Origin of the sequence: Streptomyces sp. 11-1-2, assembly GCF_003595545.1 — a bacterium.
Lineage (GTDB): Bacteria > Actinomycetota > Actinomycetes > Streptomycetales > Streptomycetaceae > Streptomyces > Streptomyces hygroscopicus_B.
In genome coordinates this window covers 368,967-391,795 of the sequence record NZ_CP022545.1, presented here as the reverse complement: position 1 = coordinate 391,795, position 22,829 = coordinate 368,967, and the positions used below count along the sequence as shown (strand labels likewise).

The 22,829-nt window shown below is 70.7% G+C and carries 21 protein-coding genes and 1 pseudogene; 10 read left to right on the top strand and 12 right to left on the bottom strand.

Annotation, left to right across the window (positions count from 1 at the left end):
- Positions 1-33: 33 nt before the first annotated feature.
- Positions 34-1,077, top strand: a complete 1,044-nt coding sequence (locus tag CGL27_RS01895) for a LacI family DNA-binding transcriptional regulator (RefSeq protein ID WP_119983974.1) — start codon at positions 34-36, stop codon at positions 1,075-1,077.
- Positions 1,078-1,303: 226 nt separating this feature from the next.
- The gene (locus CGL27_RS01890) at positions 1,304-2,470 is read left to right on the top strand and encodes an aminotransferase class I/II-fold pyridoxal phosphate-dependent enzyme (protein WP_119983972.1); all 1,167 of its coding nucleotides are present in this window, start codon (positions 1,304-1,306) and stop codon (positions 2,468-2,470) included.
- A gap of 58 nt (positions 2,471-2,528) precedes the next feature.
- On the opposite strand, the gene CGL27_RS01885 is transcribed toward CGL27_RS01890, so the two are convergent.
- Complete coding sequence (locus CGL27_RS01885; RefSeq protein WP_078638161.1) at positions 2,529-2,972, bottom strand: Lrp/AsnC family transcriptional regulator; 444 nt, start codon at positions 2,970-2,972, stop codon at positions 2,529-2,531.
- Between the two features lie 169 nt (positions 2,973-3,141).
- Here CGL27_RS01885 and CGL27_RS01880 point away from each other — a divergent pair, with 169 nt between their 5' ends.
- Complete coding sequence (locus CGL27_RS01880) at positions 3,142-4,440, top strand: amidohydrolase family protein (protein WP_119983970.1); 1,299 nt, start codon at positions 3,142-3,144, stop codon at positions 4,438-4,440.
- Between the two features lie 94 nt (positions 4,441-4,534).
- On the opposite strand, the gene CGL27_RS01875 is transcribed toward CGL27_RS01880, so the two are convergent.
- The gene (locus tag CGL27_RS01875) at positions 4,535-5,836 is read right to left on the bottom strand and encodes a cytochrome P450 (protein ID WP_119983968.1); all 1,302 of its coding nucleotides are present in this window, start codon (positions 5,834-5,836) and stop codon (positions 4,535-4,537) included.
- Between the two features lie 423 nt (positions 5,837-6,259).
- Here CGL27_RS01875 and CGL27_RS01870 point away from each other — a divergent pair, with 423 nt between their 5' ends.
- Positions 6,260-7,591, top strand: a complete 1,332-nt coding sequence (locus CGL27_RS01870) for an FAD-binding oxidoreductase (protein WP_119983966.1) — start codon at positions 6,260-6,262, stop codon at positions 7,589-7,591.
- A 52-nt stretch (positions 7,592-7,643) separates the two neighbouring features.
- Here the strand turns inward: CGL27_RS01870 and pdxA are convergent, their stop codons facing one another.
- A complete protein-coding gene (gene pdxA, locus CGL27_RS01865; protein WP_119983964.1) occupies positions 7,644-8,657 on the bottom strand; it encodes a 4-hydroxythreonine-4-phosphate dehydrogenase PdxA in 1,014 nt (337 codons plus the stop codon).
- Between the two features lie 11 nt (positions 8,658-8,668).
- Complete coding sequence (locus CGL27_RS01860; RefSeq protein WP_119983962.1) at positions 8,669-9,940, bottom strand: four-carbon acid sugar kinase family protein; 1,272 nt, start codon at positions 9,938-9,940, stop codon at positions 8,669-8,671.
- A 402-nt stretch (positions 9,941-10,342) separates the two neighbouring features.
- Between CGL27_RS01860 and CGL27_RS01855 the strand changes: the two genes are divergently transcribed.
- From CGL27_RS01855 to CGL27_RS01840, 4 genes are all read left to right on the top strand, one after another.
- A complete protein-coding gene (locus CGL27_RS01855; protein ID WP_119983960.1) occupies positions 10,343-11,323 on the top strand; it encodes an aldo/keto reductase in 981 nt (326 codons plus the stop codon).
- Between the two features lie 39 nt (positions 11,324-11,362).
- Positions 11,363-12,148, top strand: coding sequence for an aldolase/citrate lyase family protein (locus CGL27_RS01850; RefSeq protein ID WP_078638156.1), 786 nt, complete (start codon positions 11,363-11,365; stop codon positions 12,146-12,148).
- Positions 12,148-13,101, top strand: coding sequence for a phosphoglycerate dehydrogenase (locus tag CGL27_RS01845; RefSeq protein ID WP_078638155.1), 954 nt, complete (start codon positions 12,148-12,150; stop codon positions 13,099-13,101). Before CGL27_RS01850 ends, CGL27_RS01845 begins: the two co-directional genes overlap by 1 nt.
- Before the next feature lie 88 nt (positions 13,102-13,189).
- Positions 13,190-14,617: an Nramp family divalent metal transporter gene (locus CGL27_RS01840; protein WP_119983958.1), complete on the top strand. Its 1,428-nt coding sequence runs from the start codon at positions 13,190-13,192 to the stop codon at positions 14,615-14,617.
- 34 nt (positions 14,618-14,651) lie between these two features.
- Here CGL27_RS01840 and CGL27_RS01835 read toward each other — a convergent pair whose 3' ends face one another.
- The 3 genes from CGL27_RS01835 to CGL27_RS01825 are packed head-to-tail and all read right to left on the bottom strand — an operon-like array spanning position 14,652 to position 17,109.
- Positions 14,652-15,449 carry an MBL fold metallo-hydrolase gene (locus CGL27_RS01835; RefSeq protein WP_119983957.1) on the bottom strand — a complete coding sequence of 266 codons (798 nt, stop codon included), beginning with the start codon at positions 15,447-15,449 and terminating at the stop codon, positions 14,652-14,654.
- A complete protein-coding gene (locus CGL27_RS01830) occupies positions 15,446-16,009 on the bottom strand; it encodes an ester cyclase (RefSeq protein ID WP_119983955.1) in 564 nt (187 codons plus the stop codon). The genes CGL27_RS01835 and CGL27_RS01830 overlap by 4 nt, the downstream gene beginning before the upstream one ends.
- A complete protein-coding gene (locus tag CGL27_RS01825) occupies positions 16,006-17,109 on the bottom strand; it encodes a hypothetical protein (protein WP_240450318.1) in 1,104 nt (367 codons plus the stop codon). The genes CGL27_RS01830 and CGL27_RS01825 overlap by 4 nt, the downstream gene beginning before the upstream one ends.
- A gap of 126 nt (positions 17,110-17,235) precedes the next feature.
- On the opposite strand from CGL27_RS01825, the gene CGL27_RS01820 reads away from it, so the two are divergent.
- The gene (locus tag CGL27_RS01820; RefSeq protein WP_119983953.1) at positions 17,236-17,931 is read left to right on the top strand and encodes a TetR/AcrR family transcriptional regulator C-terminal domain-containing protein; all 696 of its coding nucleotides are present in this window, start codon (positions 17,236-17,238) and stop codon (positions 17,929-17,931) included.
- 159 nt (positions 17,932-18,090) lie between these two features.
- Here the strand turns inward: CGL27_RS01820 and CGL27_RS01815 are convergent.
- From CGL27_RS01815 to CGL27_RS01795, 5 genes and pseudogenes are all read right to left on the bottom strand, one after another.
- Positions 18,091-18,655 (bottom strand): annotated as a pseudogene (locus tag CGL27_RS01815) (NAD(P)H-dependent oxidoreductase).
- Positions 18,656-18,742: 87 nt separating this feature from the next.
- The gene (locus CGL27_RS01810; RefSeq protein ID WP_119983952.1) at positions 18,743-19,120 is read right to left on the bottom strand and encodes a DoxX family protein; all 378 of its coding nucleotides are present in this window, start codon (positions 19,118-19,120) and stop codon (positions 18,743-18,745) included.
- A gap of 136 nt (positions 19,121-19,256) precedes the next feature.
- Positions 19,257-19,961: an NAD(P)-binding domain-containing protein gene (locus CGL27_RS01805; protein WP_119983950.1), complete on the bottom strand. Its 705-nt coding sequence runs from the start codon at positions 19,959-19,961 to the stop codon at positions 19,257-19,259.
- A gap of 18 nt (positions 19,962-19,979) precedes the next feature.
- Positions 19,980-21,011, bottom strand: a complete 1,032-nt coding sequence (locus CGL27_RS01800; protein ID WP_119983948.1) for an LLM class flavin-dependent oxidoreductase — start codon at positions 21,009-21,011, stop codon at positions 19,980-19,982.
- The gene (locus tag CGL27_RS01795; RefSeq protein WP_119983946.1) at positions 21,004-22,053 is read right to left on the bottom strand and encodes an LLM class flavin-dependent oxidoreductase; all 1,050 of its coding nucleotides are present in this window, start codon (positions 22,051-22,053) and stop codon (positions 21,004-21,006) included. Before CGL27_RS01795 ends, CGL27_RS01800 begins: the two co-directional genes overlap by 8 nt.
- Before the next feature lie 162 nt (positions 22,054-22,215).
- Here CGL27_RS01795 and CGL27_RS01790 point away from each other — a divergent pair, with 162 nt between their 5' ends.
- Positions 22,216-22,683: a MarR family winged helix-turn-helix transcriptional regulator gene (locus tag CGL27_RS01790; protein ID WP_119983943.1), complete on the top strand. Its 468-nt coding sequence runs from the start codon at positions 22,216-22,218 to the stop codon at positions 22,681-22,683.
- The last annotated feature ends 146 nt before the right edge of the window (positions 22,684-22,829 follow it).

The following is a 22,829-nucleotide window of genomic DNA, read 5'->3' as shown; positions in this document are numbered from 1 at the left end:
AATGTGGAGAAACACAGGTGAGGAGGTCGGCCAGTGGCCGCGGTGACACTCAAGGACGTGGCGGAGCGGGCAGGGGTCTCGATCAAGACCGTGTCCAACGTTGTACGCAATGCTCCCCGCGTATCCGAGACCACGCGGAAGCGTGTGCTGAAGGCGGTGCACGAGCTCGGCTACCGGCCGAACCCGTCGGCCCGCCGCCTGCGCACCGGGCACAGCGGCCTGATCGGCCTCGCCGTGCCGGATCTGGCCACGCCGTACTTCGCCGAACTCGCCCAGCACGTACGGGCCGAGGCCGCGCAGCTGGACCTGACCGTCCTGATCGAGGAGACGTTGGGCGACGCGACGGAGGAACTGCGCCTGGCCACCGGTGTCGGCGCGTCACTGCTGGACGGCGTGATCCTGTCGCCCCTGCGTGTCTCGCCCGACGAACTCGCCGCCGTGGCCAACGAGTTCCCGCTGGTCCTGCTCGGCGAGCGCAGCTACGAGCGCGACCAGGTGGGGGCCGACCACGTCCTGATCGACAACGTCGCGGCGGCGCGCGACGCCACCGCGCACCTGGCCGGCCTCGGCCGTACGCGGATCGCCGCCATCGGCGTGGACCAGCAGGCGTCGGCGACCAGTCGTCAACGCCTGGAGGGCTTCCAACTCGCCCTGCACGAGGCGGGGGTGACCTACGACCCGCGGCTCGCGCCCGCCATCAAGGAGTTCGACCGGCGCAACGGCCTGCTGGCGATGCGCGCCCTGATCGCCCTGCCGGCCGGCGTACGCCCTGACGCGGTCTTCTGCTTCAGCGATCTGCTGGCCGTCGGCGCCCAACGCGCCCTGTTCGAAGCGGGGCTGAACATCCCGGACGACGTCGCCGTGGCGAGCATCGACGGCTCCGACGAGGCGCTCTACAGCACGCCGTCCCTCACGTCCGTGGTCCCCGACAAGACCGCCATCGCCTCACTGGCCGTGAAGTGCCTGGCGGCCCGCATCCGCTCGGACGTGCCCCTGCCGTTCGAGGTGCATACGGCTCCGCACTGGCTGCACGCCCGGGAGTCCACGAAGGGCGGGCGCCAACGGCTCTTTCCCTGATCCGGGCCGACTTTTCACTGATCCGACCGTGCTGTTCGAGCAGGGCCATAATCGACTGGCCTACTTCCTCCGGGGTGGCAGATTATTGCTCACGTGGCTCGACTACCACAATCATGCGCCTGCTCCGAGCGCAATGTGCTGCCAAAGTTGCCAGGATCCGGTCATGCGGGAGCGCCGGTCGGCCACGCTTCATGGCGTCACACCGACGGTCCACGGAAGGGCAGCCATGCCGGGCAAGAGCACCATCACCGTTCACGCCGATCGAGAAGTCCATCCCAGCTGTGCCGTGGCACCGCCCATCTACCAGACGGCGACGTTCTGGGCCGAGGACGGCGACACGTTCGCGCGGGTCGCCGTCGACCCGCGGGGCAAGGACTTCTACACCCGCTTCGGCAACCCCAACCACGCACAGGTCGCCACCGTCGTCGCCGAACTGGAGCGCACCGAGGCGGCCATGGTCACCGCGTCCGGGATGGCCGCGCTCACCACGGCTGTGCTGGCCCTGGTGTCCGCGGGCGACCACGTCATCGGGCAGAAGTCCACCTACGGGGGCACGGCGTCGGTGCTGCTGAACATGCTGCCTCGCCTCGGTGTGTCGACCACCCTGGTGGACCAGACCGACCCGGAGGCGTTCGCGAAGGCACTGACCCCGCGGACCCGTCTGATCCTCCTGGAATCCCCGAGCAATCCGCTGCTGCAGATCACCGACTTGCGCGCCGTCGCGGACCTGGCCCGCGCGCACAACGTACTGACGATGGCGGACAACACCTTCGCGACTCCGCTGAACCAGCGACCGGCGGACTTCGGCATCGATCTGGTCTGGCACAGCGCGACCAAGTACCTCAACGGCCATTCGGACGTCTCCGCCGGAGTGCTGGCCGGGCCGGCAGAGCTCCTGGACCGCATCTGGGACGTCGGCCTGCTCACCGGTGCCACGCTCGGCCCGATCGACGCGTGGCTGCTGTTGCGCGGCATGCGCACCCTGCCGCTGCGGGTGCCGCGGCACAACGCCAACGGCCTGGCGCTCGCGGAGGCGCTGAACAAGCATCCAGCGGTGGCGAAGGTGCACTATCCCGGTCTGGCCTCCCACCCGCGGCACAAGCTGGCCGCAAGCCAGATGAGCGGTTTCGGCGGGGTGCTCGGCATCGAGTTCGCCGGCGGCTTCGAGACGGCCGACGCCTTCCTCGGCCGGCTGCGCTACCCCCGCCGGTCGGCCAGCCTCGGCGGCGTGGAATCGCTGGCCGTGCATCCGGCGTCCATGTGGCGCGGGATGCTCAGCGAGGAACAGATCGCGGAATCGGTTCCGCTGGGCCTGGTCCGGCTGGCCGCGGGCACGGAGGACACGGCCGACCTGGTCGCCGACGCACTCGCCGCGGCCGACGCGGTGAGATGATCCGCGGGGAGAGACGTGGTGACTCCCCTCCGACGGCGCGATCGAGGTGGTCCGGCACTCACGGGGTGGGGGTGGAGAGCGTCTTCATGGTGACGTAGCTGTTCACCATGGCGACGCCGGGAAGGTCGGCCAGCCGGTTGGCGTGGAAGTCCTCATATGCGGTCAGGTCGGCGACCTCGACCTGAAGCAGGTAGTCGTAGTTGCCGGTGACGTGATGGACGTGAACCACCTCGGGCAGTTGGACGACCGCGCGTTCGAACGCGGCCACGTCCGCGCGTTTGTGCCTCATGAGCCGGACACCGGCGAACACGCGGAGGCTGCGGCCGAGGGCCGCGGGGTCGATCTCCGCCCGGTAGCCGCGGATCACTCCTGCTTCCTCAAGCCGGTTCACGCGCCGCAGGCAGGGTGACGGCGACAGGCCGACCCGGGCTGCGAGCTCGGCGTTGCTGATCCGCCCGTGCTTTTCGAGCACGGCGAGGATGGACCGATCCACATCATCCATAGAGGCAGACTATTGCTCAATCGGCCCGTGTACCACAAGCTCATGCCCCACTCCGGCGCAATTTCCTGCCGAAGTTGCCGAGATCGGCTCACATCGACGTGCTGACCAACAACCCTTGACCGAGTCATCCACTCGAGCAGACAACCCCCTTTCGCAGAGGAGTTTTCAGATGAGGATCCTGCTTACCGGCGGCACCGTGGTCAGCATGGACCCGGCCGTCGGCGATCTCGAACGCGGTGACGTGCTGATCGAGGACGGCGTGATCGTCGAGGTGGCCGAGGCGATCGAGGCTCCGGACGCCGAGACGATCGACGCGACCGACCGGATCGTCATGCCCGGCTTCGTCGACACCCACCGGCACACCTGGCAGACGGCGTTCCGAGGTATCGGCGCGGACTGGACGTTCCCCGAGTGGGCGGTGGCGATGCACGCCACGCTCAAGCCTCATTTCCGGCCCGAGGACGTCTACCTGGGCACCCTGCTCGGCCGGCTGGAGGCTCTGCACTCCGGTGTGACCACGATGCTGGACTGGTTCCACTGCGCGCAGAGCCCCGAGCACGCGTACGCCGCCGTCGCGGCGCTGCGCGACACAGCCGGACGGTCGGTCTTCTGCCACGGCGCGGGGTGGGGCACCACCGGCTCGGTCGAGACCGAGATCCGCCGTGTGCGCTCCGCACTTCCCGGGGACGGCCTGGTCACCATGTCGTTCGGGCTGCGCGGTGCGGAGGACACCTCCATGGACACCGTCGCCGAGGAGCTGAGGCTGGCGGCCGAACTCGGCCTGCGCACCAGCCTGCACGTCGAGTCCGACGGCACCCGCCGCCCGGTCGCCGATCTGCACGAGCACGGCCTGCTGCGGGACACCACGACGTTCGTACACGTCAACGGGCTCGGCGACGACGAGCTGCGGATGCTCGCCGACGCCGGCGGCTCGGTGTCGATCAGCCCGGACGTCGAGCTGAGGATGGGGTTCGGCTGGCCGATGACCGGCCGGATGCTGGCCGCCGGGCTGCGCCCGACACTCTCCATCGACGACGTCCCCTCCGTCGGCGGCGACATGTTCGCCACCATGCGCACCACCTTCGTCGTACAGCGCGGCCTGGACGGCGGCCTCAACTCCCGGGACCTGCTGGAGTTCGCCACCGTCGACGGCGCCCATGCGCTGGGACTCGCCGCCCGCACGGGCAGCCTCACCCCCGGCAAGGACGCCGACGTGATCCTGCTGCGTGCCGACGACATCACCGTGCTCCCGGTCACCGATCCGGTCGGCACGATCGTCGCAGCCGGTCACCCCGGCCTGGTCGACACGGTTCTCGTCGCGGGCCGCGTCGTCAAGCGGGACGGTGTGCTGGTGGACGTGGACCTGCCCGCGCTCAAGGCACGACTGGTGGCATCCCGCGACCAGGTCGCGGCGGCCGCCGGCATTCCGCTCGACGGCACCTGGCGTCCACAGCCGAAGGCGGCGTAACCGCACGAACCGGAGTCCCCGCCCGCTCAGTTCCTTTGATGAAGCAGGAGGCCGACCCGTGAAGCTGGTGCGTCAGGCCGACGGGGATGGTGCTCTATGAGCCGTCCGGATTGAGCGTGATGGTGGCGGGGGTCGGACCGTCGGGGCGGACGGTGATCCCGAAGACGGCCGATGTCGGGACGGCGTGGAAGGAGGGGGTGAAGGCGGGCAGCAGATGCTCCAGGACGACGGTCATCTCGCGCATGGCGAACTGCGCGCCCAGGCAGGCCCGGGCGCCGATGCCGAACGGGTAGTACTCGCCGTGCCGGGAGGGGCGGCGGTCCTCGTCCGCGGTGGTGAACCGTTCGGGGTCGAACTGCTCGGGTTCGGGCCAGAGCGCCGGGTCGCGATGGGTGAGGTACGGGCACACGAAGATGTCAGTGCCGGCCGCGACGCGGTAGCCGGCGATGGTGTCGTCTTCGGTGGCGTGACGGGGGATCAGCCACACCGCGGGGTAGAGCCGCAGGGTCTCCGAGACGAGAGCCCGGATGGCCCTCCCGCGCTCGGGTGAGCCCACGGCTCCCGCGCCCAGGGCCCGGTGGCGGGCGTCGGGATGGCGGTCGAGCAGCAGATACAGCCAGGACAGCGTCTTGGCAGTGGTCTCGTGACCGGCGGCGAGCAGGGTGACCAGTTCGTCGCGGATCAGCTGGTCGGTGTATTCGGGGCAGCTCTTTCCGGCGTCCACCAGGACGCGCAGCAGGCCGGGGCCTTCCGGTCCCGACTCCCCTCGGCGGGCGGCCGCGATCGCCTGTTCGGCGACGGCGTCGATTCTCGCGAGGTCCGCGGCCACGGCGGCGCGCAGCTCGGCTGCGTCGGCGGACGCGGACGGGGTGGTCGGAAGGGCGGCGCCTACCGCCTCGACGGCGGCGAGTTCGCGGTTCGTGGTCTCGTCGAGGGGGTGGCCGGTAAGGGAACGCCAGATGGTGTCCAGGGCGAAGAAGCGCATGTCCTCGCCGACGTCGGTCGGTGTGCCGGTACGGGCGCACTGCGCCCAGTGGTCGGCGGCGCGGCGCGCGGCGCCGACGATCCGCTGCTCGTAGCGGCGGATCCCTGCGCCGGTGAACTGGGTCTGCAGAAGGCGGCGCTGACGCTTCCACGGTTCTCCGGTGGCCGAGAGCACGCCGTCTCCAACCAGCACGCGGGCCCGATGGGAGCGCTTGACGTAGCGGTCGGGATGATGGGCGAGGACGTGCTGTACCGCCTCTGGGGCGGTGACCAGCACCGTGGGGCGCGGGCCGAGGCGCACCGCGCTGACCCCGCCGAGCTCGCGCGCCTGGGCCAGCAAGTCGACCACCGCTCCCGAGGAAGAGCGCCATCGCTTGACGGCCGCCGGATCGAGCTCTGGGGGCAGGGGCATGGCACCGGGTCCGGGTGGCGGGAGGGGGACGCCTTGCGGGGCTGCACTGGCCAATGGGCTCTCCTGCTCGGTGACTGCATGGGCCACGCCACGGCTGCGCCGGTGGCTCCAGGAATGGACCACCGAATGATGGCACAGCGGTCCGCCGGCGCGGTTCGCCTGCCGCGTAGATGGGGCGCTTCCGGCATCGCCCGCCGGGCCCCTCCACCAAGCAGCCGCCGCCGTTCCTCGAACTCCGGGTTGGCGGACTTCATCTAACGGACCGTCGGGTTTCCTGTCGGCCGCTCACTCTCGCGGCCGCGCTTGCCGGAGGGGCTGGCGCCGGCTGGATGAGCCGCCTGTGACGCGGGACGTCGGCTCGACGCGGTGTCCCGCGGTGCGGATGGTGTCAGCGGGTGACCCGGGCGGGACACGGCACGCGCCCTGTACCAGGGCCGCGCCGCCGACGAAGGGCCCGCGCTGATCGCGCGGTGCGCGAACGAGGACGACGTGGCGACCGTCCTGCGCCACGCCTTCGCCCGCCGTATCCCGGTGGCCGTGCGCGGTGGCGGGCACGGCTCGGACGGGTACGCCATGCCCGGTGGCACGCTGGTCGTCGACCTGTCGCCGATGAAGGCGATCACCGTCGACCCCCGCACCCGGGTGGTACGGGCCCAACCCGGTGTTCTGCTGGGTGAGCTGGACGCCGCGACTCAGCGGTACGGCCTGGCCGTGCCCGCCGGAACGGTCAGCGCGACCGGCGTCGCCGGACTGACCCTCGGCGGCGGTATAGGCCACTTGATGCGCCGCTACGGCGCCACCGTGGACAACCTGCTGGCATGCGAGATGATCGCCGTCGATGGCCGTAAGGTGCGCTGCGACGAGACCGAGAACTCCGAGCTGTTCTGGGCTCTGCGCGGCGGTGGCGGCAACTGCGGGGTCGTCACGGCATTCGAGTACCGCGCGCACCCGGTCGGCCCCGATGCCGTGGCAAGCCAGTTGATCTTCCCCTTGGACCAGGTAGCCGACATCCTCGGCAAGCTGCCGATCCATATGGCCACGGCCCCGCGGGAGCTGGGCCTGCTCGCCGCGCTCGCACCCGCCCCCGCGCTGCCGGCGCTGCCCGAGGAAGCACACGGCGAACCGGTGCTCGTCCTCGTTCCCGTTTACACCGGAGACCCGGCTCAAGCCGACGAGGTCATCGAGCCGCTCACCGCGCTCGGGCGCCCGCTGGCCAACCTCGTCACGACGATGCCGTGGTCGCGGGCCAACCGCATGCTGGACGCCGTGGCCCCGCACGGCAAGCGCATGAACGCGCGCGGCGGCTATCTGCCGGCCCTGTCCGCCGAGGTCATCGACGTCCTCCTCGCGAACGCCGCCGCCGCGCCGTCCGGCCCCGGCGCGGCGACCACGATCAACCTGTGGTGCATGGGCGGCGCGATTTCCGAGGACACCGCCGAGGATGCCGTGGCCTTCTCCCGCGAGCGAGCCGCCTGGCTGTGGGAGGCGGTCGGCATGTGGAACGCGCCCGAGGACGACACGCGGTATGCCCAGTGGGCGACGGCCCTCGACGCGGCTGTGCGCCCGCACTCCTTGACCAACGGCTACCCCAACCTCACCGATGACCTGGGTGAGGACTGGCGCCGCACAGTGCACGGCAGCGCGGCCAAGCACCAGCGGCTGCGCGCGGTCAAGGCCACCTGGGACCCCGACAACCTGCTCCGGTTCAACAAGGACATCCCCCCGGCCGGCACCGACTCCGCGACTGCCGGATGACGAAGCATCGCCCCTCGGCCGCGGCGGTAACGGCGGGGCGGGGGGCGGCGGTTCAGGCCGTGGGGGCGGTCGGCACCGTGGCCATCCCGGCTGCCTGGCGCAGTGCCTCGACCATGCTGCCGGCCTCCGCCGTGCCCGTTCCGGCGATGTCGAATGCGGTGCCGTGGTCGACGGAGGTGCGGATGACGGGCAGGCCCACAGTGAGGTTGACACCCGCCTCGATGCCCAGGACCTTGACCGGGCCGTGGCCTTGGTCGTGGTACATCGCCACGATCAGGTCGTAGTCGCCGCGCGAAGCGAGGAAGAAGGCGGTGTCGGCGGGGAGTGGACCTCGGGCGTCGACGCCGTCGGCGCGCAGCTTCTCAAGGGCCGGGACGATCTTCTCGTCCTCCTCGCCGTAGCCGAACAGGCCGTTCTCGCCCGCGTGCGGATTGATGCCGCAGACACCGATGACGGGGGCAGGGGTGCCGGCGCGGACCATCGCCTCGTGGCCGCGGCGCACGGTGCGCTCGACGAGGCCCGGCTCGATGCGGTTGACGGCGTCGATCAGGCCGATGTGCGTGGTGACGTGGATGACCTTCACCTTCTCGGTGGAGAGCATCATCGAGACCTCCTCGGTTCCGGTCAGGTGGGCGAGGAGTTCGGTGTGGCCGGGGTAGATGTGGCCCGCGGCGTGCAGGGCCTCCTTGTTGAGAGGTGCGGTGCAGATGGCGTGCGCCTCGCCCGCCACGGCGAGTTCGGCGGCGCGCTCGATGTACGCGTACGCGGCGTCACCCGCGACCGGCGACAGCCTGCCCCAGGGCAGGTCGGCGGGGAGCAGGCCGAGGTCGACCACGTTGACGCGGCCGGGTGTGAAGTCCGCGTCGCGCGGGTGGTCGACGGCGGCGATCTCGCAGTCCAGGCCGAGGATGCGGGCGGCCTCGCGCAGCCGCCGCGCGTCGCCGATGACGACGGGGCGGCAGCGGGTCAGGACGGCGTCGTCGAGCAGGGCCGCGACGACGACCTCGGGGCCGATGCCGGCACCGTCGCCCATGGTGACGGCGATGAGGGGGAGGGGGGTGGGCATGAGAACAGCTCCTAGGCGGGAGGCGGACGGTGACAGGTTCTGGTGGCTGCCGTGGAGGCGGCCAGGCGGGGCCGCAGCGCGACAGCGATGCGCAGCAGCGAGTCCTCGCCGCCGTAGCTGCCGGGGCGGGTGACGACGTGGCGGCCGTCGGGGGTGCGGGAGTGGACGGCGCCGTGGTGGATCTCGCCGAGCGGTTCCAACTCCCGGATGCCCAGGGCGTCCAAGGTGGCGCGGGCGGTCTCGCCGCCGGTCAGGACGAGGTCGGGGCGGCCCGGGCAGGTGGCGGCGAGCGCACCCAGGGCGGTGCTGAGGGCCCGCCCCGCGCCGGGGCGCGGGCCCGCTGAACCGTCGATGGACAACACGGTCAAGGAGGGAGCGGCGGCTGCGGGCGGCAGACGGACCGTGCCCGCCGCCACGTCAGCCGGGTCCAGCGGCACGTGGCGCGCGCCGAGCACGGTGAGGCGCGCGATCTGCGCAACCGCACCGGGCTCGGCGGTCCCCACGACGAAGAGCAACGGGGTGTGGTCCCGCTCGAGCATGGGCGGGGGCGCGGCGGCAGCGGAACGCGGCAGCGCGCGTCCGAGCGCGGCCGCCAGACCACCGCTGCCCAGGAGCCGGAATCCGGGGCCGAGCCGCAGCGCCGCCGCGGCCACCGCATCCAGGTCGGCGTCGGTCTCGGCGTCCGGAGCGGGATGCGCACCGGACGCGGCGATCCGCCGGAACGCCGCGTCCAGTGCGGCGGGTGCGGACCGTACGACGTCGAGGGGGATCGTACGGACCGGCAGACCGGACAGCGCCTCGGGCAGCGAGCGGGGCGCGGACGCGCGTTCCGCGCGCCAGCCGTCCGTGTGGTGCAGTGGAACGCCGTTCATATGCACGACGCCGCCGATCACGGTGCGCCGGGCCGCGGGCAGCGCGGGGGCGACGACGACGGCCTCGGCGCCCTCGGCGTAGGCGGCGGCCTCCGCGGCGAGACGGCCGCGCAGCTGTGAGTCGACCTTCTTGTACAGCAGGGGAGGCGGGTCGGCCCGCGCCGCGCGCAGCGCTGTCCGCACGGCGTGTGCCGCGTCCGCGGGCGGCAGGTGCCGGGTGTCCAGGTCCACGACGAGGTCGTGCGCGGCAGCGGTCCCGGCCACGTCAGCGGCGTCGAGCGACAGACGGACGGGACCGCCGAGCGCGCGGGCGGTCTCGGCCGCGCCGGACAGGTCGTCCGCGAGCGCGACGACGTACGGCAGCACGGGCGGCGGGGCGGATGGAAGCGGCGGTGGGGGCGGGGAAGCCACGGGATCGAACCTCCTCGGGCGCGCCCGGCGGTAGGCGGCCCGGTGAGGATCATGACATATATTGCGTGAACTGCGCGATAGATCTTGCGTGATTTACGCAACCGTGCGAGCGTTCCCATGGCGCCGACGGCCGTCACCCGTGGACCGTGGCCGCCTTCGTGGACGCGACGCGGACCGGCTTACACAGCACATCGCATCGCACCACACCCGGTCGCGGCGGAGCGCGCCGGCGGGAACCACCGCGGCGACCGGTCGAGGCCGGGTAGCCGTACGGTGCCACCCGCGATGCGCACATCACGCATGTGATCGCCTACGAGTACGACCGCATCACCCGCACGACCGGCACTACGCACGACCAGCATCACGCATTACCCGCACCACCCGCCTCGGAAGGAACCCGCCGTGACCGTCGGCCTCGCACTCCCGCACGTGCCCGTCCCGTTGTCCCCGCTCGTCCTCGGGACGATGACCTTCGGTGACACCGCCGACCGCGCGACGGCCGCCGCGATGGTGGACGCCGCGCTCGACGCGGGCATCACCGGCGTGGACACGGCCAACGGCTACGCGGGCGGTGAGAGCGAGCGCATCCTCGCCGAGCTGCTGCCCGGCCGCCGCGACCAGGTGGTCCTCGCCACCAAGGCGGGCATTCCGCACCCCGACCAGGGCGAGCACGCGCCGCTCTCCCCCGAGGGCCTGCGCGCCGCACTCGACGGGAGCCTCAAGCGCTTGGGCACCGACCGCGTCGATCTCTTCTACCTGCACCAGCCGGACCGCAGGACACCGCTCACCGAGACCCTGGCGACCATCGCCGAGTTCGTACGGGCCGGCAAGGTCCTCGCCCTTGGCGTCTCCAACTTCGCCGCGTGGCAGATCGCCGAGCTGAACCGGGTGGCCGACGAGGTCGGCGCACCCCGCCCCGTCGTCGCCCAGCAGCTCCACAATCTCCTCGCGCGCCGTATCGAGGAGGAGTTCACGGAGTACGCCGCCACCACCGGACTGCGCACGATGGTCTACAACCCGCTCGGCGGCGGCCTGCTCACCGGCCGCCACCGCTTCGAGCAGGCCCCGGGCGACGGGCGCTTCGGCGACTCCAAGCTGGCCGTGATGTACCGCGAGCGGTACTGGAACGAGGACTTGTTCCGCGCCGTCACCGACCTCACCCGCATCGCCTCCGAGGCGGGCCTGCCGCTGACCGACCTGGCCCTGCGCTGGCTGCTGTCCCGGCCCTCCACCGACGCGCTGCTGCTCGGCGGCTCCAAGGTCGAGCACCTGAAGGCCAATATCGCCGCCGCGTCCGCGGGCCCGCTGCCCGTGGATGTCCTGGCCGCCTGCGACGAGGTCGGCGCCCGTCTGCGCGGCCCGATGCCCGCCTACAACCGCTGACCTCGCCACCCACCTCGCAACGTCGCAAGGGAGACACCCATGGCCACCGGCCGCACCTCCGCCCAGTTCGTCGCCGCGCTGCGCAATCGCGAGCGGCTCATCGGCTACTGGTCGTTGCTCGACTCGCCGGTCGCCGCCGAGCGCCTCGCCCGCGTCGGCTACGACTACCTGGCCTTCGACGCCCAGCACGGCCTCTTCGGCTACCAGGGCATGCTGCACAACCTCCTCGCCACCGACACCAAGGGCAGCACCGCCGTCGGCATGGTGCGCGTCGAGGCCAACGACCTCACCTACATCGGCAAGGCGCTCGACGCGGGCGCGAGCGCCGTGATCGTCCCGCTGATCGACAACGCCCAGGACGCCGCCGACGCCGTCGCCGCCGTCCGCTACCCGCCGCTGGGCCGCCGCTCGTACGGCCCGATGCGTGCCCAGCTGCGCATCGGCCCGAACCCGGCCGACACGCACGACCAGACCGCCGTCCTCGCGATGATCGAGACGGCCGACGGCCTGGCCAACGTCGAGGAGATCTGCGCGACCCCCGGCCTGGACGGCGTCTACGTCGGCCCGTCCGACCTGCGCCTGGCCATCGGCGGCGCGACGTCCACCGACTCCTCCGTACAGGACGAGTTCGAGCAGGCCCTCGCCCGCGTCCGCAAGGCGGCCGAGGCGGCGGGCATCGCGGCCGGCATTCACAACGCCGACGGCGAGAGCGCCGCCCGTCGCCTCGCCGAGGGCTTCACATTCGCCACGGTCGCGGCCGACGTCGTGCACCTGCAGCAGATCGCGACGTCCCACCTTCAGGCGGCACGCGGCGAGGCCCGCTGATGCCGACCACGCTCATCACCACGCCCACCTTCGCCCGGCATTCGGCGCGCCCCTGGCAGATCCTGGAGGAGGCCGGAGCGGGTCCCCTGCGCCCCCGCGAGGACGCCGCGCTGCCCACCGCCGAACTGCTTCAGCACGCGGCCGAGGCGGATGCGCTGATCGTCGGCATGGACCCGATCACCCCCGAGGTGATGGACGCCGCGCCCCGCCTCAAGGTGATCGCCAAGCACGGCGTCGGCGTCGACACCATCGACGTGGCCGCCGCCCACGCGCGCGCGATACCCGTGGTGTGCGCGCCGGGCAGCAACTCGCGCGCGGTGGCGGAGTACACCTTCGGCCTGCTGCTGTCCGCGACCCGCTCCCTCGCCACCTCGCACAGCGCGGTGGCGGCGGGCGGCTGGCCGAAGCTGTTCGGCCCCGAGCTGCACGGCAAGACGCTGGGCATCATCGGCTTCGGCCGCATCGGCCGCCTGCTGGCCGGCTACGCCCGCGCCTTCGGGATGGAGCCGCTCGCCCACGACCCGTACGTCTCCGAGGCCGACGTCCGTGCGCACGGCGCCGAACCGGCCGCGCTCGACGCCCTGCTGGCGCGCGCCGATGCCGTCAGCCTGCACACTCCGCCCGACCCGTCCGGCACCCCGCTGCTCGACCACGCCCGCCTGGCGGCGATGAAGCCGGGCGCGATCCTGGTCAACGCCGCGCGCGGCGGCCTCGTCGACGAACGCGCGCTCGCCGAGCTGCTCGGCTCCGGGCACCTCGGGGCCGCGGCCCTCGACGCGTTCAGCACCGAACCCCTGCCCGCCGACCACCCGCTGCGCGAGGCCCCGCGCACCCTCCTCACCTCCCACATGGCCGCCTGCACGCCCGAGGCCAACCAGGCCATGGGCGCGATGGTGGCCGAGGACGTCGTCCGCGTCCTGGCGGGCGAGGAGCCGCACCACCAGGCGCGCTGAGACACCACCGCACACCGCACCACGACACGACCCCTTTCCTCATTCCGGATACCGGCGATGGCGCCGGAAGATCCCCTAAGGATCCGATATGTCCACCACGACCGACGGTGCCATGGCGCCGCCGCCACCCGCGCAGGCCGACCCGTACGCCCTGCGCGCCGAAGACGCCCGCCCGGCCCCCGAGACCTTCCGCGGCCGAGTGCGCCACCTCGGCCCCGGGCTCGTGCTGTCCGCCGCCGTCGTCGGCTCCGGGGAACTGATCACCACCACTTCGCTCGGCGCGAAGGCCGGGTTCGCGTTGCTGTGGCTGGTGATCATCTCGACCGCGGTCAAGGTGTGGGTGCAGATGGAGCTGGCCCGCTGGACCATCCTCAACGGCCGGCCCGCGCTCGACGGCTTCCGCGACGTAGGCCCCCGGATCGGCCGGCTGAGCTGGATCAACTGGCTCTGGATCGGCATGGACTTCGCCAAGATGTTCCAGCGCGGCGGCATCATCGGCGGCACCGCGGCGGCCTGCTCGATCCTGCTGCCGATCCACGGCGCGTCGCTGAGCACATCATCGCTGACGATCTGGGCCCTGATCGTGACCGGCGCCGCCATCCTCATCCTGCAGACGGGCAAGTACCCCGTCGTCGAGCGGGTCGAGGTCATCGGCATCACCCTCAAGACGATCATCACCGTCGGCCTGGCCCTCGCCCTGCCGTTCACCGCCTTCGGGTACGGCACCGAGCAGCTCGCCGGCGGACTGAGCTTCGAGATACCCGCGGGCACGGTCGGCATCGCGCTCGCCATGTTCGGCATCACCGGTGTCGGCGCCGACGAGATGACGACGTACACCTACTGGTGCCTGGAGAAGGGCTACGCCCGCTGGACCGGCCCGGACGACGGCAGCGAGCAGCGCGCCCGGCGGGCCGAGGGCTGGCTCAAGGTCATGCGGCTGGACGTGGGCGTCTCCTGGGTCGTGTGCACCCTCTGCACCCTGTCCTTCTACGTGATCGGCGCCTCGGTGCTCCACCCGCAGGGCCTGGTGCCCGAGGGCAACGACATGATCACCACGCTGTCGCACATCTACACCGACACGCTCGGCCCATGGGCGGAGTACCTCTTCCTGGCCGGTGCGATCGCCGTCCTCTTCTCGGTCACCGTCGCCTCGTCGGCCAGCGTCCCCCGCTTGTGGACCAACACCCTCGGTCTGCTCGGAGTGGTCGACTGGCACGACATGCGCTCGCGCACGCGCACCATCCGCATCCTCACCTGCTGCCTGCCCCCGGTGTGGATGTGCATCTTCCTGTGGGTCCAGTCGCCGGTCCTGATGGTGCAGATCGGCGGCATCGGCGGTGGCATCTTCCTGCTCGCGGTCGTGGTCGCGGTCTGGCGCCTGCGTTACACCGGCGTCCCGCCGCGCTTCCGCGCCAACCCCTGGCTGACCGCCGCCCTCGTCCTGAGCAGCGTGGCGATCGCGTTTCTCGGGGTGTACGGAGTGCTCGACACGCTCGAGCTCACGCCCGGCAGCTGAACGGTGACGGGTCCCGGCCCGGTGAGGGGCGGGCTCACGCGGCCCGCCCGGCCCGCATCCCTTCGTACAGGCTCGGGTCGTGGGCGCAGACGATCGTCAGGTCGGGTTCCGCGCGCCGGTGCAGCTCGCTGAGGCGGGCGTGGTTGGCGCGGACCTGTTCCAGGTCGTACGCGACGGCTGTCTCCATGGCGCGGAGGGCCGCGGGCACGGGGGCGCGGCCGTCGAGGGTGCCGGGGTGGTAGAAGGCGTCGCCTGCGTGGAGGATCCAGCGGGTGCCGGTGTCGACCGCGACGCAGGCGTGGCCGCGGGTGTGGCCGGGGAGGGAGATCAGGACGATGCCGGGCGCGACGGAGTCGAGCTCCTTGGCGGCGGCGAATCCGCGCCACGTGTCGCCCTCCGGGCTGTGTTCGACGATGCTCGGGCCGTGGGCCCACTGGGCGGGGCGGAAGCGGAGGCGTTCGCGCCAGGAGGGGGCGTGGATCGCGCCGTGTGCCTCGGCCGCGGTGACGTGGACGGTGGCGTGCGGAAAGTCGGCGAGGCCGCCGATGTGGTCGGAGTCGAAGTGGGTGAGGACGATGTGGCGGACGTCGTCGCGGTGGAAGCCGAGCCGTTCGACCTGGCGGGCGGCGGTTTCCTCGGGGTCGAGGGCCGGTCTGATGTAGTGGCGGGCCGGGCCCACGCGGCGGCCGGCGGTGGCGATGTCCAGGAGGCCGAAGCCGGAGTCGACGAGCACGAGTCCCTGTGCGTCCGTCTCGAGGAGGAGGACGTGACAGACCAGACGCGGTCCGCCGCGCAGATGCATGGTGCCGCAGTTGAGGTGGTGGACCTTCACGACAGGTCGGCCTTCGGCGTGTTGACGAGGGTGGGGTGTGGGGTGCCGCCGGCTTCCTTGAGGAGTCCGCGCAGGCAGCGGACGGCCAGGAGCCAGTTGCGCGGGTTGCGCAGGTTCAGGCCGCCGAGCAGCTGTTTCAGCAGCGTGAGGCTGTCGAAGTAGACCCGTTCGCAGACGAGGTTCTCGCCGCCGTCTCCGTCGTCGTCGAAGATGAAGTACGCGGTCATGCGGACCCGGAAGCGGTTTCCGGTGGGCGGGATCGCGCCCAGCGGGCCGAGGTGCGTGCCCAGCAGCCAGAATTCGACGATCACGGCGTCGTCGCTGTGGCGCAGGGCGATGATCTCGTGGTCCTGGTCGGGAAAGGCGTGGCGGCTGTCGCGGTAGTAGCCGCGTACGGCCGTGTCGCCGTCGTGGACCGTCATGGTGGGGATCAGTTCGTAGCGCGGATGCGGGAAGGTGGCCAGGACGTCGTCCCACTCCTGGCGGACCTCGTCGTGGAAGTGGTCCAGGACCAGCTTCTGGCGGGACGCGCGGATCTCGTCGCTGAGCACGGTGGTCATCGGTGGGTCACTGCCTTGTGGGTGAAGGTGGGGCTGGTGCCGGGATTGGTCCAGGCGGCGGTCAGCTCGCTGGAGGGGAAGAACTGCAGGAAGCGGGGGTCGGCCTGGGAGCGGTCGACGAGCGTCTTCTCGATGACGAGCGAGTTGTACTGCTCGGCGGTCGTCTCGATGGTGTTGGCGTTCAGGACGACCTCCTGCTGCCAGGCGCGAGCCCAGCGGGCGATGCCGGGCATACGAGAGTGCTCGGGGGTCAGGCACTCGGCGGCGATGGCGTTCTCGCTGGACGCCCAGATGCCGCTGGAGGTGTTCAGCAGGAGGGTCTGGTTGCCCAGAACATGGCCGGGGGTGGCGATCACCGCGACACCGGGGCCGAGGAGCAGCGAGCCGTCGACGGCGAGAAAGGCTTCGGGCCGCACATCCCGGTAGGCATCGGGCTGGTACCAGGGCTGCTGAAGCGGGTGGAGCTCGGACATGGCCAGCAGTTCACGCCGTTGCACGATCACCTTGGCGTGAGGGAAGACCGGCTCGAGGGGACCGTCGCCGAAGTCCGGCTGGGGTGTGCTGGTGCCGATCCACCGGCGCAGGTCCTGGGTGTGCAGGTGGTCGAAGAGGAGATAGTCCACGTCCTCGGGCGCGATGCCGAGCCCGGCCAGGTGTCCGAGGACCGTGCCGTGTTCGGTGACCATCAGGGATCGCACCGGGGCAGGTGTACGGCGGGACAGTGCGGCGAAGTACGGGGTATTTCGGCCGAGTTGGACATCGCTCGGCTCGAACAGGAGCACCCGTCGCCGCCCGTCGCTCTCGGTCCAGCGGACGACGAGCATGCGGTTGGTGATGGCGAGGAACGGGGCGATGGCCCGGGAGGCACGGAAGAGCCCGAACCTCGTCGGATAGGGCAGGGTCACCAGGTCGCAGGTGGTCACGCTGTCCGGGGTACCGGTCGCCGCGAACTCGGTACGCAGCGCCTTCGCCCGCGTACGGGCCCACCTGAGCTGTGCGCCGTAGCCGCCGGGTATGCCCTCGAGGCCGCCGAGGGTGGTGATCGGGGTGCCGAGCGTGGGCATGTCGAGGACGTCGGTGTCCTGCCAGGCGAGCTTCAACGATCGGGTCCTTCCCTGGTCGGCTCGTGAACCCAGTGCGATCACTCAACGTGACACTTGCACCGCACGTTTTGTGGGTCGGGACGCTAGACTTGCGACGCAAGTGATGTCAAGGGAAGGTGACGCATGACGGCGCGAGGAACCGGCCGTGGCAGGCGGCTCGGCCTGACCCGCGAAAAGGTGATCGCGGCAGCGGTGGCGATGATCGACCGCGACGGCCCCGACGCCTTCTCCCTGCGCAAACTGGCAACCGAGCTCGACATCGAGAACATGTCGCTCTACAGCCACGTACCGAACAAGGGCGCCCTTCTCGACGGCGTCGCCGAAGCGCTGCTGGCCGGTATCGCCTTTCCCGAGCGGGAGGGCGGAACATGGCAGGAGCGGATCCGGGCCCACGCCGCCGCCTTCCGCGCCGCCGCCAAGCAGCACCCGAAGGCGTTCCCCCTGGTGCTGACCCGGCCCACGCAGTCGCCCGCCGCCCTGGAAGCCATCCGCTCCACGCTGTCCTGCTTCGACGAACTCCGCCTCGACCCCGAGGAGATGGTCCACGCCCTGCGCGGCTACACCGCCTTCGTGGTCGGCTCGATCATGCGCGATCTGGGGTACGCCATCTATCTGGGCGCCATGGACAGCGACCAGGTCCAGCAGCGCACCGAAGCCATCGCGGCCTCCGGCGACCCACTTCTGACCGCGACCGCGCCCTATCTGGCCGACAGCGATGACGACGCGGAGTTCCAGTACGGCCTGGAGCTGTTGATCTCCGGCCTGGCCGCCAAGGTCGGCGTTCCCTACGACGACGGCCGCGGCCGCCAGCTACCGTGAGGGCGGTTGCTCCTCGAGTTCCGATCCGGCTTCGCCGCGTACGGGGGTGCGGACCACAAGCCCAAGATCAAGGTCGGCGAGGCCAAGCCGTGGAAGCAGGGGGGCCGTCGGTTTTCGGGTGCCGGACCCGGAGGCGGGTCCGGCTGCGCCTGAGGCGGTTCAGGCGGCGGCGCGGAGCGGCGCCAGGGCTTCGGTCCAGGCGACCACCTGGTCGAGCAGGGTGTTGAGCCCGGCCACGTTGTAGTCGCCGGGCTTGAAGACGCTGAAGTTCTCGAACTCGGTGATCAGCGAGAGCGCCACCTGCTGACGGACGTCGGCCATCTGCAACTCGCCGACGACGAGCCGCAGATGCTCCACGGCCCGGGCCCCGCCGACCCCGCCGTACGAGACGAAACCGACCGCCTTGTTGTTCCACTCCGCGTACAGGTAGTCGATGGCGTTCTTGAGCACGCCGGATGTGCTGTGGTTGTACTCCGGGGTGACGAAGACGAACCCGTCGAAGGAGGCGATCTTCGCCGCCCATTTCTTCGTGTGCTCCCCCTGGTACTGGCCCATCGTCGGGGGCAGCGGCTCGTCCAGATGCGGCAGCGGGTAGTCACGCAGGTCGACGAGTTCGAACTCGGTGTCGCCGCGCTGGGAGGCGATGCCGTGGACCCCACTGGGCCACCTGCTCGCCATTGCGGTTGGGGCGTGTACTGCCGAGGATGATGCCGATCCTGGTCATGGGGTGTCCTTGTCGGTGCGGTGTTCCGGGTTGTTACGGGGTCCTGAACCGGTGTTCAGGAAGCGCGCGGTTCTCCTGTGGGTGCCGTCAGAACGAGTGGGGCCCGAATCGGCCCCAGGCCACGAAAACGGTCAGCGCCAGCAGCACCACGTTCACGGCGACCGACTGGGCCTCCCCGCGCCGGCCGTGGGTGATCGCGGCGCCGAACATGATCAGTCCCAGGCCGGAAGCGGCCAGCGGGACCAGCGCCGGGGCCATGTCGACCGCTGCGGGCAGAATCAGCCCGATCGCGCCGAGGGCCTCGAGCAGACCGATCGTCTTGATCGCCCCTGGCGGGAAGTCCTCGGCCCAGCCCATGGACGGGCTGGCCAGGAGCTTCTCCTTGGGCTGAGCGAGCTTGGCAGCGCCGGCTCCGAGGTAGACCAGGGCGAGCAGGGCCGCGACAGCCCACAAGGTGACGTTCACAGGTACAGATACCTCTGGTGATCGGGTGGTGCGGAACCCTCTGGCGGGCCCACAGGGAAATAGTTGAACTGCCATCCAACGTAAAAGAAGGTAGATGACGCGTCAACCTATCAATCCATAATCTCGGCGAGATGGGTCAGGCCGCGCGTTCGGCCGAGGTCCGTGCGCTGATCACGGCCCGTCCGCGCTCCGACTGCGGGAAGCGGTTGAGCATCGCGCGCAGCTCCGCGGCGCCGACGTTGGCACCGAAAGGCTCCGTTCCCGGTTCGAGGCGTACGCCTTCGGCCAGCCCTCCGGCCGTGACGGGGTCGAAGCCGAGGGCGTCGACGAGGCGCCCCACGGTGGCGAGGTCGTCCGGATCGTTCCCGGCGATCGCGATCGCCTTGCGGCCCGGCGTGCCCGCGGGCCGGGCGCCGTCCTCGAGGTCGTGGTAGCCCATGTGGTTGAACGCTTTGACCACGCGCGCTCCCGCCAGGTACGCCTGCACGATCTCGCTCGAGGAGGTGAGCGGGTCGGTGAGGTCCTCGCGGCCGCCGTCGACCTCCCACCAGTAGTTCATCGCGTCGATGACGAGCTTCCCGCGCAGCACTTCGGCCGGAATACCGCGGTACTTGCCGAGCGGAAGCGCCAGGACGACGATGTCCGCCTTCGTCGCGGCCTCCTCGGCGGTCACCGCGGCCGCGCCGGGGGTCAGGACTTCGATGGTGAGGGCGATCTTCGCGGGATCGCCCGATCCGGCGATGAGCACGCGATGGCCGGCCGTCAGGGCCAGCCGTGCGAGCACGGTGCCGACCTTTCCCGCCCCCAGGATGCCGACGGTACGCACTGCGGTGGTGTGCATGTCTTCTCCGTTCGTGCGTCAGCCCGCGAGGATGTCGCGGACCATCGGGATCACCTTGGTGCCATACAGCTCGACGGCGTGCAGGCGAGCGCTGACCGGCTGTGCGCCCGTGGTGTAGATGAGGTCGAACCTGCCCACGCCGAGTGCCTCGATGGCGCGGGCCATCTTTCGGGCGACGGTCTCGGGCGAGCCGATGTAGAGGGAGCCGTGCTCGATCTCGGCCTCGTACTCCTCCTTGCGGATGGGCGGCCAGCCCCGCAGCGCGCCGATGCGGTCACGGATGACCTTGTAGTGCGGCCAGTGCAGCTCGCGGGCCTCCTCGTCCGTGTCGGCGATGAAGCCGGGGGAGTGCATACCGATCGGATGAGCGGTCGTGCCGAACTTGTCGGTGGCGCGGCGGTAGAGGTCGATGTAGGGCGCGAAGCGCTGTGGGGAGCCGCCGATGATGGCGATCATCAACGGGAATCCGTACTGCGCGGTGCGGATGACCGACTGGGGTGTGCCGCCGACGCCGACCCAGGTGGTCAGGTGTCCTGACTCGGTCTTGGGGAAGACATCGGCGTTCTCCAGCGGGGCCCTCTTGGTGCCGCTCCAGGTGACGGGCTTTTCCTCGAGGAGTTCGGCGAAGAGCTCGATCTTCTCCTCGAACAGCACGTCATAGTCGGCGAGGTCGTAGCCGAAGAGGGGGAACGACTCGGTGAAGGAGCCGCGCCCGAGGATGACCTCGGCCCGGCCGTTGGACAGTGCGTCCACGGTCGCGAACCGTTGGAACACGCGGACCGGGTCGTCCGAGCTCAGCACGGTCACGCCGGACGACAGGCGGATGCGGCTGGTGCGGGTGGCGATGCCCGCGAGCACGGTCTCCGGGGACGAGATCGCGAACTCCGGGCGGTGATGTTCACCGAGGGCGATGACGTCGACGCCGGTCTCCTCCGCGAGAACGGCCTCGTCGAGGACCTGCCGGATGGCCCGGGCGTCGGAGACCGCTCTGCCGGAGTCGTCCTCCGGCACATCGCCGAACGTGTCCAGTCCGAAGACGAGATCAGACATGGATGGGCTCCTTCGCGAGTAGTTCCCTCACGCGCGGGGCGACCTCGCGGCCCAGCAGCTCGATCGAGCGGGCACGGGCTTCGCGGGGCAGATTCATGACGTCGTACTTGAGGTCGAAACGGCTCAGGCGCAGCTCGCGGGCCACTGTGGCGATCTTGCGGGCGACGGTCTCGGGCGAGCCGACGAAAAGAGCGCCCGTCTCGATCTCCGCCTCGTATCGCTCGCGGGTCGGTTTGTAGAACCCACGCTCCTGAGCCAGTCGGGCGACGGTCGGCTGCCAGTACCGCCACCAGGTCTCGACCGCCTCCTCGTCGGTGTCCGCGACGAGCCCCAGCGAGTGCTGGGCGACCGGCTGCCCAGCGTGCCCGTACTGCTCGAGTGTGCGGTGGTAGAGCTCGACGTGGCCGGCGAAGCGCTGGGGGCGGCCGCCGATGATGGCGAGCATGAGCGGCAGCCCGTAGCGGGCCGCGCGCACCACGGAGTTCGGGCTGCCGCCCACACCGATCCAGGTGGGAATGCCACCGGGCGGCATCCGGGGGTGCAGTAGCTGCTCGACGAGCGGGGGCCGGAACCTGCCCGACCAGGTCACCGCCTCCTCGCGCTGGAGCCGCAGGAACAGATCCAGCTTCTCCTCGAACAGCTCTTCGTAGTCGGCGAGGTCATAGCCGAACAGTGGGAACGACTCGGTGGCCGACGCCCGCCCCAGCACGAGCTGGGCGCGGCCGTTCGAGACGGCGTCCAAGGTGGAGAACTCCTGGTACAGCCGTACCGGATCGTTCGTGCTCAGTACGGTGACCGAGGTGCCGAGCCGGATGCCTTGCGTCGCGGTGGCGATCGCGGCGAGCAGGACGGGAGTGGCGCTGTCGGTATGGCCTGGGCGGTAGTGCTCGCCGAGGCTGAACACGTCGAGCCCGGCCGCTTCGGCGAGCTTGGCCTCCTCGACGAGAAGGCGAACGGTCTCGGCGTCGCTCAGCGGCCGGTCGCCGTCGGTCGCGACCTCGCCGAACGAGTTGAGTCCCACTTCGAAGGCTGTGGCCGTCATGGACCTCTCCTGGTGCGCTCCCCGAGGGGATCTGGTTGGCGTGTCAATCATCGAGCCAATGTAATTGATATGTCAACCAAGCAGGTGGTTCGGCGTGAGGTCGGGCCCGTCGGGGTCCGTGTGGGTGTTCGGTGAACTATCAACTACGTTTACACTTTCCCCATGGAAGAGACGGTGCGATGGCTGACGCCAGAGGAGCAGTGCGCATGGCGGAGCTTCATCCGGTTGCATGACAGGCTCCGGGCCCAGTTGTCGCGCTCGTTGCAGACGGAGTCGAATGTGTCGGCCGCGGACTTCGGAGTGCTGGTCGAGCTTACGGACGTACCGGACGGGCGGCGGAGGATTCTGGATCTTGCCCGGGCGCTGGAGTGGGAAAAGAGCCGGATGTCCCATCACATCGCCCGCATGGTGAAGCGGGGGCTGGTGGTCCGGGACGAGTGCGCCGAGGATGGGCGTGGCGCGTTCGTCGTGATCACGGACGAGGGGCGCGCGATGATCGAGGCCGCTGCCCCCCGTCACGTGGAGGCGGTCCGCGCTCTGTTCCTCGACCACATCACGCCGGCGGAGCTGCGGACGCTGGCGCAGGTCTCCGAGCGCGTGGTGGAGAAGCTGGACGAGGCCCCCTCCTGATCACGGCGACGACCAAGGACACCGTGGTCACCGGCTGGACCCTCGACCACCTCGTACGCGACCTGTTTCACGGCTGACCGGGCGTCACCACGGCGGCGCATGAGGAAGAACACCGCCGCGATCGCGACCACGAACAACCGCGGACA

What these genes read in the sequence shown, in the direction of transcription:
- CGL27_RS01850 (WP_078638156.1), top strand. Translation starts at nt 11,363, where the DNA reads ATGGCCACCGGCCGCACCTCCGCCCAGTTCGTCGCCGCGCTGCGCAAT.
- CGL27_RS01845 (WP_078638155.1), top strand. Translation starts at nt 12,148, where the DNA reads ATGCCGACCACGCTCATCACCACGCCCACCTTCGCCCGGCATTCGGCG.
- CGL27_RS01820 (WP_119983953.1), top strand. Translation starts at nt 17,236, where the DNA reads ATGACGGCGCGAGGAACCGGCCGTGGCAGGCGGCTCGGCCTGACCCGC.
- CGL27_RS01880 (WP_119983970.1), top strand. Translation starts at nt 3,142, where the DNA reads ATGAGGATCCTGCTTACCGGCGGCACCGTGGTCAGCATGGACCCGGCC.
- CGL27_RS01805 (WP_119983950.1), bottom strand. Translation starts at nt 19,961, where the DNA reads ATGCACACCACCGCAGTGCGTACCGTCGGCATCCTGGGGGCGGGAAAG.
- pdxA (WP_119983964.1), bottom strand. Translation starts at nt 8,657, where the DNA reads ATGCCCACCCCCCTCCCCCTCATCGCCGTCACCATGGGCGACGGTGCC.
- CGL27_RS01840 (WP_119983958.1), top strand. Translation starts at nt 13,190, where the DNA reads ATGTCCACCACGACCGACGGTGCCATGGCGCCGCCGCCACCCGCGCAG.
- CGL27_RS01795 (WP_119983946.1), bottom strand. Translation starts at nt 22,053, where the DNA reads ATGACGGCCACAGCCTTCGAAGTGGGACTCAACTCGTTCGGCGAGGTC.
- CGL27_RS01800 (WP_119983948.1), bottom strand. Translation starts at nt 21,011, where the DNA reads ATGTCTGATCTCGTCTTCGGACTGGACACGTTCGGCGATGTGCCGGAG.
- CGL27_RS01885 (WP_078638161.1), bottom strand. Translation starts at nt 2,972, where the DNA reads ATGGATGATGTGGATCGGTCCATCCTCGCCGTGCTCGAAAAGCACGGG.
- CGL27_RS01875 (WP_119983968.1), bottom strand. Translation starts at nt 5,836, where the DNA reads ATGCCCCTGCCCCCAGAGCTCGATCCGGCGGCCGTCAAGCGATGGCGC.
- CGL27_RS01790 (WP_119983943.1), top strand. Translation starts at nt 22,216, where the DNA reads ATGGAAGAGACGGTGCGATGGCTGACGCCAGAGGAGCAGTGCGCATGG.
- CGL27_RS01830 (WP_119983955.1), bottom strand. Translation starts at nt 16,009, where the DNA reads ATGACCACCGTGCTCAGCGACGAGATCCGCGCGTCCCGCCAGAAGCTG.
- CGL27_RS01890 (WP_119983972.1), top strand. Translation starts at nt 1,304, where the DNA reads ATGCCGGGCAAGAGCACCATCACCGTTCACGCCGATCGAGAAGTCCAT.